The sequence below is a fragment of the Kitasatospora sp. NPDC059599 genome, from assembly GCF_042735125.1.
Taxonomy (GTDB): Bacteria; Actinomycetota; Actinomycetes; order Streptomycetales; family Streptomycetaceae; genus Kitasatospora.
In genome coordinates this window covers 18899-33670 of the sequence record NZ_JBHWCL010000060.1, presented here as the reverse complement: position 1 = coordinate 33670, position 14772 = coordinate 18899, and the positions used below count along the sequence as shown (strand labels likewise).

Genomic DNA, 14772 nt, shown 5'->3' with positions numbered 1-14772 from the left:
ACGGTCGGCGCGTGCATGCGGGTGGCGGGCCTGCGGGGGCCGGGTGAGGATCGGGGGGACCGGTCGGGTCCTGCGGTCGGATGCCCGGGAGCGGTGAACGGATGGCGGAGCAGGTCGGGGAGACGCGGGCGGAGTTGTCGGCGCGCCTGAACTGGCTGCGGGCGGCGGTGCTGGGGGCCAACGACGGTGTGGTGTCGACGGCGGGCATCGTGACCGGGGTGGCGGGTGCGACCGGTTCGCGGACGGCGTTGCTCGCGGCGGGGGTGGCCGGGCTGCTGGCGGGGGCGATGTCGATGGCGGCCGGCGAGTACGTGTCGGTCAGCACCCAACGGGACACCGAGCGGGCCGCGTTGGCGAAGGAGCGGCGGGAGCTGGCGGAGGACCCGGAGGGGGAGCTCGACGAACTCACCGACTACTACCGGGGCAGCGGGCTGGCGGACGACCTGGCGCGGGACGTGGCGGTGGCGCTGACCGAGCGGGACGCGCTCGCGGCCCACGCGCAGACCGAACTCGGCATCGACCCGGAGGCGTTGACCAATCCCTGGGAGGCGGCGCTGGCCAGTGCGGCCGCGTTCACGCTGGGCGCCCTGGTGCCGTTGATGGCGGTGCTGCTGCCGCCGGAGTCGTGGCGGCTGCTGGTGACGGTGGTGTCGGTGGTGGCCGCGCTCACCCTGTCGGGCTGGGCGAGTGCCCGGATGGGCGGGGCCGGGCCGGCGCGGGCGGTGGGGCGCAATGTCGCGGGCGGGCTGCTGGCGATGGCGGTGACGTACAGCGGTGGCGTGCTGTTGGACCACTTCACCGGCTGAGGGTGGGACGGCGGGACAGCGGCGAGGCGGGTAGGGGGCACGACGGCGCACGGCGCACGGGGTGCGGCTGCTGGTCGGCGGGGACGGCCCGCAGCAGGTCGGGACGGCGCCGCAGGGTGCCAGCCGGCTCGACGGGCGAGGTCGTACGGCCTGTGTTTGTGTGGCTGCAAACCGCTTGGGAGAGGTGAAGGCCGTGACCATGCCCCCGTTCGGATCGAACGATCCGTTCTCCGATCTGCTCAGCCGGTTCTTCGGGATGAGTCCGCTGGACTCCCCGCCCGCCGTGCAGAGGGTGCCGATCGGGCGGCTGCTCAGCGAGTCCTCGCAGGAGCTGTTGGCGCTGGCCGCGCAGCGTGCCGCCGAGGACGGTTCCCGTGACCTCGACACGGCCCACCTGGCCTGGGCGGCGACCCGGGTGGAGCCCTCGCGGCGGATGCTGGAGCGGGCGGGCATCGATCCGGACCGGCTGTCCGGCGACTTGGAGCAGGCCCTGCCGCCCGGCGCCCCGGGTGCGGTGGACGGGCGGCCGGCGCTCACCCCCTCGGCCAAGCGCGCGCTGCTCGCGGCGCACGCCCGTTCGCAGGCGGTCGGCGCTTCGTACATCGGTCCGGAGCACATCCTCGGTGCCCTGCTGGACCAGGAGCGTTCGGGGGCGGGGGTGGCGCTGCGCAACGCGGCGCCCTCGCAGGAGTCGTTGAAGTCGGTGCTGGACGAGCGTGGCCCGGGCGGCGAGCGGGGCGGTCCGGGTGGCCGGCAGAGCGGGACGCCGACGCTGGACGAGTACGGGCGTGACCTCACCGAGGAGGCGCGTTCGGGCCGGTTGGACCCGGTGGTCGGGCGGGCCGAGGAGATCGAGCAGACCGTCGAGGTCCTCTCCCGGCGGACCAAGAACAACCCGGTGCTGATCGGTGAGCCGGGTGTCGGCAAGACCGCGATCGTGGAGGGCCTGGCGCAGCGGATCGTCTCCGGGGACGTGCCGCAGAGCCTCAGGGAGAAGCGGGTGGTCACCCTCGACCTGACCGCGCTGGTGGCCGGCTCCAAGTACCGGGGCGAGTTCGAGGAGCGGCTGAAGAGCGTGATCGACGAGGTCACGGCGGCCGGGAAGAGCGTGATCCTGTTCCTGGACGAGCTGCACACCGTGGTCGGTGCGGGTGGTGGCGGCGAGGGTTCGATGGACGCCGGCAACATCCTCAAGCCGGCGCTCGCGCGCGGGGAGTTGAGCGTGGTCGGCGCGACGACGCTGGACGAGTACCGCAAGCACGTGGAGAAGGACGCCGCGCTGGAGCGCCGCTTCCAGCCGGTGCTGGTGCCCGAGCCGAGCGTCGAGGAGACGATCGAGATCCTGCACGGGCTGCGCGACGCCTACGAGGCGCACCACCAGGTGCGGTTCGGGGACGAGGCGTTGGACGCGGCGGCGACGCTCTCCGACCGGTACGTCAGCGACCGGTTCCTGCCGGACAAGGCGATCGACCTGCTGGACCAGGCGGGTGCCCGGGTGCGGCTGCGCAGCCTGAGCGGGTCCACCGAGGCGACCGGGGTGCGGGACCGGATCACCAAGTTGAGGCGGGAGTTGGAGGAGGCCGTCACGGACGAGGAGTTCGTGCGGGCCGCCAATCTGAAGACGGAGCTGCGGCAGACCGAGGACGAGCTGGCGGCGATCGCGGAGTCCCGCGAGGAGGTCGTCGACGTGACGGCCGACGACATCGCGCAGGTGCTGTCCTCCCGGACCGGCATCCCGGTCGCCGAGCTGAACGCGACGGAGAAGGAGCGGCTGCTCAAGCTGGAGGACCACCTCCACGAGAAGGTGATCGGCCAGGAGGAGGCGGTCACCGCCGTCGCCCGGGCGGTGCGCCGCGGCCGGGCGGGGATGAGCGACCCGGAGCGGCCGACCGGCTCCTTCCTCTTCCTCGGGCCGACCGGGGTCGGCAAGACCGAGCTGGCGAAGGCGTTGGCGGCGCTGCTGTTCGGTGACGCGGACCGGATGGTCCGCTTCGACATGAGCGAGTTCCAGGAGAAGCACACCGTTTCCCGGCTGGTCGGCTCCCCGCCCGGGTACGTCGGCTATGACGAGGCCGGGCAGCTGACCGAGGCGGTGCGTCGCAAGCCGTACGGCGTGCTGCTCTTCGACGAGGTGGAGAAGGCGCACCCGGACGTCTTCAACCTGCTGCTCCAGGTGTTGGACGACGGGCGGCTGACCGACTCCCAGGGGCGTACGGTCGACTTCCGCAACACCGTGGTGATCATGACCAGCAACATCGGCTCGCAGCGGATCCTGGACCACGCGGGGGACGTGTCGCAGATCAGGGACGACCTGATGCGCGACCTGCGGCAGCACTTCCGGCCGGAGTTCCTCAACCGGATCGACGAGGTGATCGTCTTCCACGCGCTCACCCGGAAGGACCTGCTGTCGGTGGTGGACCTGCTGCTGGAGCGCAGCCGGCGTCGGCTGCGGGCCCAGGACGTCCGGCTGGAGGTCACCGACGCGGCCAGGGAGTTCCTGGTCAACCGCGGGTACCAGCCGGAGTTCGGGGCCCGGCCGCTGCGCCGGACGATCCAGTCGGAGCTGGACAACCGGATCTCCGACCTGCTGCTGGGCGGAACCGTGCGGGAGGGGGACACGCTGATCGCGGACGTGAGCGACGGGGAGTTGGTGGTGACGCTCGCGCGGCCGGAGGCGTCGGCGACCTTCAAGGAGGCCGAGGAGAAGGTGGGGGCTTCCGCCGCGGACCGCTGAGGGAAGCAGGGCGGCTTCGGGCGTACTCCAGCGGGAGTACGCCCGAACGCCACTGGTGGAGGACGCGCGAGGGCGGGGCGCGGGTCTAGCTTGTGGGCATGATGCCGCCCACGTCCCAGCCGCCGGAGCCGTCCGGGGAGGCGCCGCCCGAGCCGTGGCGCCCGCCGTGGGTGCGCGGGTCCGGGTCGGGCCTGCCGCTGGGGCTGGCGCCGGCGGTCGCGGTGGTCCAGGTGCTCGGCTCGACCTTCGCCGCGCACAACCAGCCCGGGCGGGCCCCGCTGGACGCGTTCGGCTACGTCCTGCTGCTGCTCGGGCCCGCCCTGCTGGTGCTGTGCCGGCGCCGCCCGGTCGCGGTGGTGGCCGGCACCTCGGCGGTCACCGCCGGGTACCTGGCCGCCGGGTACCCGTACGGGCCGGTGTTCCTGAGCTGGCTGATCGCCTGCTGCGTCGCGATCGCCGCCGGGCACCGCCGGGCGGCCTGGGCCGGCCTGGGCGGGGTCTACCTGGTGCACGTGCTGGTCACCTTCGTGCTGCCCGCGGACTGGCAGCGCGCCGCCCCGCCGTCCGGCACCGTCTGGCCGCAGGAGGTCGGGCTGCTGGCCTGGCTGCTGCTCGTGATGGCGATCGCCGAGATCGTCCGCTTCCGGCGTGAGCGGATCGCCGCCCACCGGGCCTACCGGCAGCAGCTGGAGGAGCGCCTTGCCGACGAGGAACGGCTCAAGATGGCACGGGAGTTGCACGACATCCTGGCGCACAGCCTGTCGCTGATCAACATCCAGGCGGGCGTCGCGCTCGCGCTGCTCGACCGGCGGCCGGCGGAGGCCCGCACCGCGCTGGTCACCATCAAGTCGACCAGTAAGGAGGCCCTCGGCGAGGTCCGCCAGGTGCTCGCGACGCTGCGCGGGCCCGGGGCGGCGCCGCGGGGTCCGGCCCCGGGGCTGGACCGGCTGGACGAACTCACGGAGCAGGCCGACCGGGTGGGCCTGGAGGCCGAGGTGCAGGAGCTCGGCGAGCGGCGCGCGCTGTCCGCGACCGTCGACCTCACCGCCTTCCGGATCGTCCAGGAGGCGCTCACCAACGTCATCCGGCACTCGGTGGCCCGGCAGGCGGTCGTGGTGCTGGACTGGAGGGACCCGGCCCAGCTGGTGGTCCGGGTCGAGGATCCGGGGCCGGCCGTGATCGCCGACGCCGGCGGGTCCGGGAGCGGGCTGGTCGGGATGCGGGAACGCGCGGGCGCGTTCGGTGGAACCATCGCGGCGGGGCCGCTGCCCGGCGGCGGTTTCCGGGTCCGGGCGGAGCTGCCGACACCGAAGGCGGGGAGCGAGTGATCCGGGTACTGCTGGCGGACGACCAACTGCTGGTCAGGGCGGGCTTCCGGGCCCTGCTGGACCTGGAGGACGACCTCACGGTGGTCGGCGAGGCGGACGACGGGGAGGCGGCGCTGCGGCTCGCCCGCGAACTCGTGCCGGACGTCGTGCTGATGGACGTCCGGATGCCGCGGATGGACGGCCTGGAGGCGACCAGGAGGATCGCCGAGGACCCGGCGCTGTCCTCCGTACGGGTGGTCGTGCTGACCACCTTCGAACTGGACGAGTACGTCTTCGAGGCGCTGCGGTCGGGGGCGGCGGGCTTCCTGGTCAAGGACACCGAACCGGCCGACCTGCTGCGGGCGATCCGGGTCGCCGTCGCCGGGGACGCGCTGCTCTCACCGGGGGTCACCAGACGGCTGATCGGCGAGTTCGCCGCGCGGTCGAAGGCGCCCGAGGCGGGGCCGGAGGGGCCGCTCGACGTCTCGGCGCTGACCGAGCGGGAGCGCGAGGTGCTGGCGCTGGTCGGGATGGGGCTGTCCAACGAGGAGATCGCCCGGCGGCTGGTGGTGAGCCCGTTGACGGCGAAGACGCACGTCAGCCGGGCGATGGTGAAGCTCGGCGCGCGGGACCGGGCGCAACTGGTGGTGCTGGCCTACGAGTCGGGGCTGGTGCGGCCGGGCTGGCTGGGCTGAGGGGGCGTTCGCGGGAGCTGCCGTGCCCGTGCGGCGGCTCCTGCGCGGTCGCCCCCGTGCGGCTGCTCCTGCGCGGTTGCCCCCGTGCGGCTGCTCCGGTGTGGTCGCCTGTCCGGCCGCCCCTGAACGGACACCCCGTGCGGGTACTCCCGCGCGAGTACCTCGCGGGCCGGGCCCGCACGCGGTCGTCGGTCCGCTACCGTCCCGCCCGGCTACTCCCGGCCCGGCGTGTCCCCGATCGTCCGTACTCTCCGGGGAGTATCCCGACTGCCGCTGCTGGGAGGACGCGTGAGGAGACCCCTCGGCGGGACGCTCAAGGCACCTCGGGAACCGCCCGAGGTCCTGGAGGCCCCCGGCCGAGGAGATGACCCACCATGTACACGCAGCTGGCCGACTGGCACGGGCCCGGGCCGTGGATCCTGCTGATCCCACTGGTCTGGATCGCCGTGGTGTTCCTGGTGATCGCGGTGCTGCGCCGCACGGTCTGGCGGCGCCGCGGCTGCGGCTTCGGGTACGGCGCCGGATCCGCCGCGGAGCACCCGCTGGCCGTCCTCGGCCGCCGCTACGCCGAGGGCGACATCGACGCCGAGGAGTACCGCGCCAAGCGGGCCGTGCTCACCGAGCCGACCCCGGACGACGCTCGGGGAGGTGGCGCCAGGTGACCACCCTCGACGTCGTTCGCGGCGCCGCCGCGCGGGTCGCCGACGCCGTGAAGATCCACGGCGTCGGCGGCACCGAGGTCCGGGCGCTGGACCACGTCACGGTGGAGTTCCCGGCGGGGCGCCTCACCGCGATCATGGGTCCCTCCGGCTCGGGCAAGTCCACCCTGATGCACTGCGCGGCCGGGCTGGACACGCTCACCGCGGGCAGCGCCTGGATCGGGGAGACCGAACTCGGCCCGCTGAGCGACCGGCGGCTCACGCTGCTGCGCCGGGAGCGGGTGGGCTTCGTGTTCCAGGCCTTCAACCTGGTGCCCACGCTCACCGTCCGGGAGAACATCACCCTCCCGCTCGACCTGGCCGGGGCCGCCCCCGACCGGGCCTGGCTGGAGACGCTGATCGACGTCGTCGGCCTCGGCGACCGGCTGGGGCACCGCCCGAGCGAGCTCTCCGGCGGCCAGCAGCAGCGGGTCGCGGTGGCGCGGGCGCTGGCCGGGCGGCCGCAGGTGGTCTTCGCCGACGAGCCGACCGGCAACCTCGACTCCCGCAGCGGCGGTGAGGTGCTCGGCCTGCTGCGCCGCTCGGTGGACGAGATGGGGCAGGCCGTGGTCATGGTCACCCACGACCCGACGGCCGCCGGGTGGGCCGACGAAGCGCTGTTCCTCGCCGACGGCCGGCTGGTCGACCGGATGGAGCGGCCCAGCGCCGGACTTGTGCTGGACCGGATGAAGGCCTTCGAACGGGGGCGGTCGTGAACTCCGTGACGCTCCGGCTCGGCCTGCGCTCGCTGCGCGCCCACAAGCGGCGACTGGCCGGCACCCTGCTGTCCGTCCTGCTCGGGGTGAGCTTCCTGACCGGCACGATGGTCCTGGGCGACACACTGCGGGCCAACTTCGACACCCTGTTCGCCGACGCCAACGCGGGCACCGACGTCGTGGTCCGAAGCGCCGACGTGCTGGACTCCCCGGGCACGGCCGGCGGGGTGCGGGCGCCGGTGGAGGCGGCGCTCGCCGACCGGCTGCGCACCGTCCCGGGCGTGGCCGCGGCCGAGCCGTCGGTGCAGGGCGCGGGCCAACTCATCGGCAGCGACGGCAAACCGATCGGCGGCCAGGGACCGCCCACGCTCGCGGGCAACTGGCTCACCGACGGCCGGCTCAACCCGTACCGGCTGGCCGAGGGGCGGGCGCCGGCCGCCCCGGGCGAGGTCGTGGTGAACCGCGGCGCGGCCAGGGCGGGCGGACTGCACCTCGGCTCGACCACCGTGCTGCGCACCCCCGATCCGGTGGCGGTCACCGTCGTCGGCATCGCCACCTTCGGGACGAGCGCGGACGGCATGGGGCCGAGCACCTTCACCGCGATGACCTTCGCGGATGCCGAGCGCCACCTCACCCCCAGGGGCGAGGGGCAGGCCGCCTCGGTCCAGGTCCGTGCGGCGGGTGGGCTCTCCCAGCGGGAGTTGGCGGAGCGGATCGCCCCGCACCTGCCCCCCGGCATCGAGGCGGTCACCGGCGCGGCGGCCACCCAGGAGTCCACCCAGCTGGTGTCCGGGCGGTTCCTGACCATGTTCACGACGCTGCTGCTGGTCTTCGCCGGGATCGCGCTCCTGGTCGCGACGTTCACCATCCACAACACCTTCGCCATCGTGGTCGCCCAGCGGAGCCGGGAGAACGCGCTGCTGCGGGCGCTGGGCGCGGTCCGCGGCCAGGTGCTCGGGGCGACGCTGGCAGAGGCCCTGGCGGTGGGCCTGCTGGCCTCGATCGGCGGGCTGCTGGGCGGGATCGGGGTGGCGACCGGGCTCAAGGCGCTGTTCTCGGCGCTCGGCTTCGCCCTGCCGACCGGCGGCATGGTGATCAGTGCGGCCGCCGTCCTGCTGCCACTACTGGTCGGGACGCTGGTCGCGGTGGGCTCGGCCCTGCTGCCGGCCGTCCGGGCCGGGCGGACGGCTCCGCTGGCGGCGCTGCGGGACACCGGCGTCGACCGGGCCGCGCAGGGGCGCTCGGGCACCGTCCGGGTGGTGCTCGGCGGACTGCTGTCGGCCGGGGGCGTACCGGTGGCCGTGCTCGGCGCGACCGACGGCCCGTCCGTCCTGCTGACGGCGGCCGGGGCGCTGGCGGTCCTGGCCGGGACGCTGGTGCTCGGGCCGGTCGCCGCCGCCCTCGCGGTCCGGGCGCTGGGCGCGCCGCTGCCCGGGCTGCGCGGGGTCTCCGGGCTGCTGGCCCGGCGCAACGCGGCCCGCAACCCGCGCCGGACGGCGGCCACCGCGAGCGCGCTGATGATCGGGGTCGCGGTGGTCACGCTGTTCACCGTCTTCGGCGCGTCGATCAAGGCCACCCTGGACGACACGGTGAGCAGGTCCTTCGCGGGCGACCTCGCCGTCACCACCGCCTCGTTCGGGGCCGGCGGCAGCGGGATCAGCCCCGGGGTGGCGGCCGCCGTGGCCGGGCTGCCCGAGGTGCGGCAGGCGGTCGGGCTCGGCCGGGGCGTCGCCCGGATCGACGGGCAGGGCCGGACGCTGGACGTCACCGACCCGGCCCGGTTGCCCGGCATCGTCGACCTCGGCCGGGTCGACGGATCACTGGAGGGCCTCGGCACGGACGGGCTGGCGGTGTCCCGCAGCGAGGCCCGGCAGCACGGCTGGGGCCTCGGGCGGACCGTCACCGTGGGCTTCGCCGACGGCACGAGCGGCCCGTTCACGATCCGTGCGCTCTACGGGGGAGGCGGTCTGGCCGGGGACTACCTGATGACCCGGCAGGCCTGGGCCCCGCACCGGGGCCAGGACGCCGACACCCTGGTCGCGGTCGGGCTGCGCGACGGTGTTTCGCCGGGCGCGGGCAAGGCGGCGGTCGAGAAGGCGCTCGTCCCCTTCGGGAGCCCACAGGTCCAGGACCGCGCCGAGTACGCCGCGAGCGCGGCCTCCGGCGTCGACATGATGCTCTCGGTGGTCTACGCGCTGCTGGCACTGGCGGTGCTGATCGCGCTGCTGGGCATCGCCAACACGCTGACGCTGGCGGTGCACGAGCGGACCAGGGAGCTGGGGCTGCTGCGGGCGGTCGGCCAGACGAGGGCGCAGTTGCGCGGCATGGTGCGCTGGGAGTCGGTGCTGGTGGCGGCGTTCGGGACGGTCGGCGGGCTCGGGCTCGGCGCCTTCCTCGGCTGGGCCCTGGTGCGGGCCTCGGACAGCGCCGGGACGGGGTCGTTCGCGATACCGGCCGGGCAGCTGGCCGTGGTCCTGGCGGCCGGGCTGCTGGCGGGCGCGGTGGCCGGCCTCCGACCGGCGGGCCGGGCAGCGCGGCTGGACGTCCTGCGGGCGATCGCGACCGAGTGAGGGGGAGCGGGATCGGAACGCGACGGAGTGAGCGGGAGCGGGAAGGGAGGGGGTGCGGGAAAGGAAGGGGCGTGGGACCGGGGACCGGGAGTCGGAACGAGGGATCCGGGGAGCCGGAGGTCAGCCCGCGGCCGGCGGGAACACGTCGCGCAGCAGCGGGTCCGGCAGGCCGCGCTTGCGCCACTCGCGCGGGTAGCCCAGCGAGACCTCCTCGAACGGCACGCCGTCGTAGGTGGTCTTGCGGGGGATGTGCAGGTGGCCGTAGATCATCGCAGCGGTGTTGAAGCGGCGGTGCCAGTCGGCGGTCAGTTCGGTGCCGCACCACTGGGCGAATTCGGGGTACCAGAGGATCTCGGTGGGGTGGCGGACGAGCGGGTAGTGGTTGACGAAGACGAGCGGGACGTCCGGGTCGCAGGCCGCCAGGCGCTCCTCGGTCAGCCGGACGCGCTCGCGGCACCAGGAGTCGCGGTCCGGGAACGGGTCGGGGTGGAGCATCCGCTCGTCCGCGCAGACGATGCCGCTCTCGTAGGCGGCCGCCAGGGACTCCTCCTTGGTGGTCGTGCCCGGGGCACGGAAGGAGTAGTCGTACAGGAGGAAGAGCGGGACGATCCGGACCGGCCCGTCCGGGCCCTGCCAGACCGGGTACGGGTCCTCGGGGGTCACCACGCCGAGGCCGCGGCAGAGTTCCACCAGGTGCTCGTAGCGAGCGACGCCGCGCAGCTGGACCGGGTCCTCGGGGTGGGTCCACAGCTCGTGGTTGCCGGGCACCCACACCACGCGGGCGAAGCGCTCGGCGAGCAGGCCGAGGGCCCACTCGATGCTGGTGGTGCGCTCGGCGACGTCACCGGCGACGAGCAGCCAGTCGTCGGGGTGGGTGGGCTGGAGCTTCTCCACCAGGTCGCGGTTCTCCTGGTAGGAGATGTGCAGGTCGCTCACCGCGAGGAGCCGTCCGCCGGTCGGGGCGGGTCGCGCCGCCTCTGCGTCGCTGCGGTTCTCCGTGGTCACTCCTGCCCCCTGAGGTCGTCCGGCCGATGTGGCCACCCTACGTGGCGGGCCCGGGGAGCGGGGCGGGTTGACGGGATCAGTTGTTCGACCGGTCCGGAGTGTCGCCGGTCCGGAGTGCCGCCGGGGAGTTGAGGGCGGCTCAGGAGCTGAAGTCCATGAGTACGCCGTGCGAGGTGGCGGTGGTGACGGCGAGGATCACCAGCGAGGCGGTGCCGATGACCAGGCCGAGGACGGCGCGGCCGCGGCGGCTGGTGCCGCGGACCAGGGCCAGGGTGGCGAGGGTGATGGCGAGCGGGCCCAGGACGATGTTGAAGAGCAGGAGGCCGGGGAGGCCGAGGAGGAAGGAGGCGACGGCCAGGCCGTCGGCGTCGGCGGTCTCCCGCGGGCCGGCGGTGCGGCGGCCGGTGTCCTGCGGGCCGGCGCTCTGCCGGTCGATCTTCCGGTGGCTGGTGTCCTGGCGGCCGTACTGGGGGGTGGCGGCGGTGCTCATGGCGGTGCGGGTCCTCTCTGGGAGTGGACGCGGGTGCGGTCCGGGGAGCTTCCGGGTCAGCGGCGGCGCAGGCGGGTGATGCCTTCGCGGGCGCCGAAGGCGAGCAGCCAGGCGGTGATGGCGGCGGAGGCGGTGAGGAAGACCGGGAGCGAGGTGTGGGCGGCGGTGCCGATCAGAACGGCCATGGCGACCAGGGCGGAGAGCAGGATCACGGCTGACTCCTTCGGCTGTGGCTGTGCCGGTTTCGGTTGACAAGTGTTCACTGACTTGCCATCACTGTACCCCGGCTGGCCAAGTTCGGCAAACGACTGTTTACTGAATGGCGTGAGTCACACCGTAGGGGCCAGACAGGCCCAGAAGCAGCAGAGTCGGCGGGCGTTGCTGGACGCGGGGTTGCACCTGCTGGCCGATCAGAACCTGGCGAGCCTCGGCGTCCGCGAGGTCACCCGGGAGGCCGGGCTCTCCCCCGCCGCGTTCTACCGGCACTTCCCGGACCTCGCCGCCCTCGGGGTCGCGCTGGTCGAGGAGTCGCTGGCCAGCCTGCACGTCATGATCCGATCGGTGCTCGCCGAAGCCGGTGGCGCCGAGGAGCTGATCGACCGCGCGGTGGACGTGATCGAGCGCCACGTCCGCGAACACCGCTCGCACGTCCGCTTCCTGGCCCGCGAGCGGCACGGCGGGGTCCGGCGGGTGCGCGAGGCGATCGACGCCGAGCTCGGCCGCTTCGCCGCCGAGGTGGGGGCCGCACTGGCGCTGCAGCCGGTCTCGCGGGGGTGGAGCGAGCAGGACCTGCGGATGCTCGCCGAGTTGTACGTGGACCACATGGTGTCGACGGCCTCCGCCCTCCTGGAGGCGCAGGAGGGCGACCCGGCCCGGGGGCGGCGGATCGCCGCCACCGCGCGCCTCCAGCTGCGCCTGATCAGTCTGGGCCGGCGCCACTGGCAGGGGAGTTGACCCGGTGGCGTAGGGGGCGTGCGGGTGCCCCGGCGGCGGTGGGGGTGGTAACCGGCCATTGCGATCGGGATGGTTTCTTGGTCTTGCCTTGACTCTTGACAGGGGGTCATGTCCGCGACAGCTTTGGTGGACCCCCACACCGAGAGGTCTCTCATGAAGAAGCCGCTCATAGGCATGCTCGCCACGGTCCTGGCCGCCGGCGCCGGCGCCCTCGCCGGCGCAGCCCCCGTCCAGGCCGCCCCCTCGGCCACCGTCAACTTCGCCGGAACGGTCGCGCTCAGCAACTGCTCCGGCTCGCTGGTGCGGATGCCCGGCTCGACCGCGAGCGACCCCGCGCTCGTGCTCTCCAACGGCCACTGCCTGGAGTCCGGTATGCCCGGCCCCGGCCAGGTGGTCGTCAACCAGCCGTCCAGCCGGACCTTCACGCTGCTCAACGCCTCCGGCGGCAGCCTCGCCACGCTGCGCGCGACCAAGGTGGTCTACGGCGCGATGACCGACACCGACGTGTCGATCTACCAGCTGAACACCAGTTACTCCTCGATCCAGTCCCGGTACGGGATCGCCCCGCTGACCATCGCCGCCGGCCACCCCGCCCAGGGCGCCTCGATCAAGGTCGTCTCCGGGTACTGGAAGAAGATCTACTCCTGCTCGATCGACGGCTTCGCCTACCGGCTGAAGGAAGCCGACTGGACCTTCAAGGACTCGGTCCGCTACACCTCGACCTGCAACGTGATCGGCGGCACCTCCGGCTCGCCGGTGGTCGACGCCTCGTCCGGCCAGGTGGTCGCCGTGAACAACACGATCAACGAGAACGGCGAGCGCTGCACCCTGGACAACCCCTGCGAGGTCGACCAGAACGGTGCGGTGACGGTGCGCCGGGGCATCGGCTACGCCCAGGAGACGTACGGGATCCCGGCCTGCTTCGCCGCCGGCAACCGGCTCGACCTCACCCGCGCGGGCTGCGCCCTGCCCCGCCCGTAACCCCGCCCGCGCCGCATGTGCACCTGCACCCGCGACGCACCCCGCACCCGCGCCGCATCCTGTGCCCGCGAGGCACCCGCCGGCAGGGCGGCGCAACCCCAGTGACCAGCACCTTTACCCCGATGGGCCATCCACCGACGGCGGATGGCCCATTCGGCCGTCCACCGGGCGGCCGAAGCACCACCCGCACCGCAGAGTTGTGCCCACGAGGCGGCAGTCATGTCCTTTGACCAGATGGAGAGTTGATGACCACCACGCTGAGAAGGCTGTTGGTTTCCACCCTGCTGATACCGCTGCTCGCGTTCGGCGGCCTGGCGTCCCCGGCGCTGGCCGCCGACGCCGACGGCGCCCGGGCGGCCGGGGCGGCCCACGGCCGGAGCCCGGCCGACGACCCGAACGCCGACATCAAGGACCGGCTGGCGGCGATCCCCGGGGTGACCATCACCGAGGAGAAGCCGACCACCACCGGTCACCGCTACTTCATCGCGACCTACACCCAGCCGATCGACCACTCCCGTCCCTGGCTGGGGACCTTCCAGCAGCGCTTCAGCCTGCTGCACCGCGGCTACGACCGCCCGACCGTCTTCTACACCAACGGCTACACCCTGGGCACCAGCCCGTCCCGGACCGAGCCCACCCGGCTGGTGGACGGCAACCAGGTCTCCATCGAGTACCGGTTCTTCACCCCCTCCCGCCCCGAACCGGCGGACTGGTCCAAGGCCGGCATCCGTCAGGCGGCCGCCGACTCGCACCGGCTGGTGACCGCGCTCAAGCGGATCTACCAGCAGGAGTGGCTGTCCACCGGCGCCAGCAAGGGCGGGATGTCCTCCACCTTCTACCGCCGCTTCTACCCGGACGACGTGGCCGGCACGATCGCCTACGTCGCGCCGAACAACACCGACGTCAACGACTACGCGGCCTACAGCGAGTTCTTCCGCACCGTCGGCACCCCCGAGTGCCGGGACCGGCTGAACGCCGCCCAGCGCGAGCTGCTGGTGCGCCGCGACCGCCTGGTGGCCCGCTACACCGCCGACAACAAGGCGGCGGGCTCCACCTTCAACACCCTCGGCACCCCGGACCGCGCGTACGAGGCGGGCGTGCTGGACGTGGTCTGGGCGTTCTGGCAGTACAGCCTGGAGGCGGACTGCGCCAAGGTCCCGGTGGCCGCCACCGCGACCGACGACGAGCTGTACGCCTGGTTCGACGCGCAGTCGGGCATCACCGGCAACAGCGACCAGTCGCTGGCGAAGTACACCGCGTACTACTACCAGGCCGCGACCGAGCTGGGTGCGCCGTTCTTCGACGTCTCGTACCTGAAGGACCTGCTGCACTACGACTACAAGGACCTCTACTCGGCCCGGAGCTACGTGCCGAAGGAGATCCCGACCACCTTCAACCGCAACGCGATGCCCGACATCGACCGCTGGGTGAAGCGCGAGGGCGAGCGGATCATGTACGTCTACGGTGGCAACGACCCGTGGGGCGCCAAGCCGTTCCACCTCGGCCGGGGCAGTGAGGACAGCTACGTCTACACCGTGCCCGGCGGCAACCACGGCTCCAACATCGGCAAGCTGCCCGCCGAGCAGTCGGCGGAGGCCACCGCCAAGGTGCTGGAGTGGGCCGGGCTGGGCGACCAGGACGCCGCCCGTTCGCTCGCCAAGTCGCCGCAGCTGATCCCGGCCTTCGGGCCGCTGGACGTCGAGGGTCAGCGGCTGGAGCAGGAGCGCCGCCCGCTGTAGCGCCGTCCCCGCTGCCGTGCCGTGCCGTCCGCCGTGGCGTGCCGGCCGGCAGCGCCCCTGATCGGAGGAGGCCGCCC

General features: G+C 73.6%; 13 protein-coding genes. 10 read left to right on the top strand and 3 right to left on the bottom strand.

All coding sequences use genetic code 11. From position 1 onward, the window contains the following. The first annotated feature begins 101 nt into the window (after positions 1-101). The 7 genes from ACFV04_RS21675 to ACFV04_RS21645 all read left to right on the top strand — a co-directional run bounded on the left by ACFV04_RS21675 (position 102) and on the right by ACFV04_RS21645 (position 9526). Complete coding sequence (locus tag ACFV04_RS21675; protein ID WP_380346823.1) at positions 102-806, top strand: VIT family protein; 705 nt, start codon at positions 102-104, stop codon at positions 804-806. A 199-nt stretch (positions 807-1005) separates the two neighbouring features. After that, positions 1006-3540, top strand: coding sequence for an ATP-dependent Clp protease ATP-binding subunit (locus tag ACFV04_RS21670; RefSeq protein WP_380531276.1), 2535 nt, complete (start codon positions 1006-1008; stop codon positions 3538-3540). 98 nt (positions 3541-3638) lie between these two features. Next, complete coding sequence (locus tag ACFV04_RS21665; RefSeq protein ID WP_380531246.1) at positions 3639-4868, top strand: sensor histidine kinase; 1230 nt, start codon at positions 3639-3641, stop codon at positions 4866-4868. After that, complete coding sequence (locus ACFV04_RS21660) at positions 4865-5542, top strand: response regulator (RefSeq protein ID WP_380531243.1); 678 nt, start codon at positions 4865-4867, stop codon at positions 5540-5542. The genes ACFV04_RS21665 and ACFV04_RS21660 overlap by 4 nt, the downstream gene beginning before the upstream one ends. A 374-nt stretch (positions 5543-5916) precedes the next feature. Next, positions 5917-6204 (top strand): SHOCT domain-containing protein, encoded by a 288-nt coding sequence (locus ACFV04_RS21655; RefSeq protein ID WP_380346829.1) that lies wholly within the window; start codon positions 5917-5919, stop codon positions 6202-6204. Next, a complete protein-coding gene (locus ACFV04_RS21650; protein ID WP_380346830.1) occupies positions 6201-6956 on the top strand; it encodes an ABC transporter ATP-binding protein in 756 nt (251 codons plus the stop codon). The genes ACFV04_RS21655 and ACFV04_RS21650 overlap by 4 nt, the downstream gene beginning before the upstream one ends. Further along, positions 6953-9526 carry an FtsX-like permease family protein gene (locus ACFV04_RS21645; protein WP_380531240.1) on the top strand — a complete coding sequence of 858 codons (2574 nt, stop codon included), beginning with the start codon at positions 6953-6955 and terminating at the stop codon, positions 9524-9526. Before ACFV04_RS21650 ends, ACFV04_RS21645 begins: the two co-directional genes overlap by 4 nt. A gap of 120 nt (positions 9527-9646) precedes the next feature. Here ACFV04_RS21645 and ACFV04_RS21640 read toward each other — a convergent pair whose 3' ends face one another. From ACFV04_RS21640 to ACFV04_RS21630, 3 genes are all read right to left on the bottom strand, one after another. Then, the gene (locus ACFV04_RS21640) at positions 9647-10531 is read right to left on the bottom strand and encodes a metallophosphoesterase family protein (protein ID WP_380346833.1); all 885 of its coding nucleotides are present in this window, start codon (positions 10529-10531) and stop codon (positions 9647-9649) included. Positions 10532-10670: 139 nt separating this feature from the next. After that, positions 10671-11021: a DUF4190 domain-containing protein gene (locus tag ACFV04_RS21635; RefSeq protein ID WP_380346835.1), complete on the bottom strand. Its 351-nt coding sequence runs from the start codon at positions 11019-11021 to the stop codon at positions 10671-10673. A gap of 56 nt (positions 11022-11077) precedes the next feature. Beyond that, on the bottom strand, positions 11078-11233 hold the full coding sequence (locus tag ACFV04_RS21630; protein WP_380531237.1) for a hypothetical protein: 156 nt from the start codon (positions 11231-11233) through the stop codon (positions 11078-11080). Positions 11234-11345: 112 nt separating this feature from the next. Here ACFV04_RS21630 and ACFV04_RS21625 point away from each other — a divergent pair, with 112 nt between their 5' ends. The 3 genes from ACFV04_RS21625 to ACFV04_RS21615 all read left to right on the top strand — a co-directional run bounded on the left by ACFV04_RS21625 (position 11346) and on the right by ACFV04_RS21615 (position 14695). After that, positions 11346-11975 carry a TetR family transcriptional regulator gene (locus ACFV04_RS21625; RefSeq protein WP_380531234.1) on the top strand — a complete coding sequence of 210 codons (630 nt, stop codon included), beginning with the start codon at positions 11346-11348 and terminating at the stop codon, positions 11973-11975. Positions 11976-12128: 153 nt separating this feature from the next. After that, a complete protein-coding gene (locus tag ACFV04_RS21620; protein WP_360249419.1) occupies positions 12129-12956 on the top strand; it encodes a serine protease in 828 nt (275 codons plus the stop codon). A gap of 245 nt (positions 12957-13201) precedes the next feature. Beyond that, on the top strand, positions 13202-14695 hold the full coding sequence (locus tag ACFV04_RS21615; protein ID WP_360249422.1) for a S28 family serine protease: 1494 nt from the start codon (positions 13202-13204) through the stop codon (positions 14693-14695). The last annotated feature ends 77 nt before the right edge of the window (positions 14696-14772 follow it).

What these genes read in the sequence shown, in the direction of transcription:
- ACFV04_RS21620 (WP_360249419.1), top strand. Translation starts at nt 12,129, where the DNA reads ATGAAGAAGCCGCTCATAGGCATGCTCGCCACGGTCCTGGCCGCCGGC.
- ACFV04_RS21655 (WP_380346829.1), top strand. Translation starts at nt 5,917, where the DNA reads ATGTACACGCAGCTGGCCGACTGGCACGGGCCCGGGCCGTGGATCCTG.
- ACFV04_RS21635 (WP_380346835.1), bottom strand. Translation starts at nt 11,021, where the DNA reads ATGAGCACCGCCGCCACCCCCCAGTACGGCCGCCAGGACACCAGCCAC.
- ACFV04_RS21665 (WP_380531246.1), top strand. Translation starts at nt 3,639, where the DNA reads ATGATGCCGCCCACGTCCCAGCCGCCGGAGCCGTCCGGGGAGGCGCCG.
- ACFV04_RS21615 (WP_360249422.1), top strand. Translation starts at nt 13,202, where the DNA reads ATGACCACCACGCTGAGAAGGCTGTTGGTTTCCACCCTGCTGATACCG.
- ACFV04_RS21675 (WP_380346823.1), top strand. Translation starts at nt 102, where the DNA reads ATGGCGGAGCAGGTCGGGGAGACGCGGGCGGAGTTGTCGGCGCGCCTG.
- ACFV04_RS21670 (WP_380531276.1), top strand. Translation starts at nt 1,006, where the DNA reads ATGCCCCCGTTCGGATCGAACGATCCGTTCTCCGATCTGCTCAGCCGG.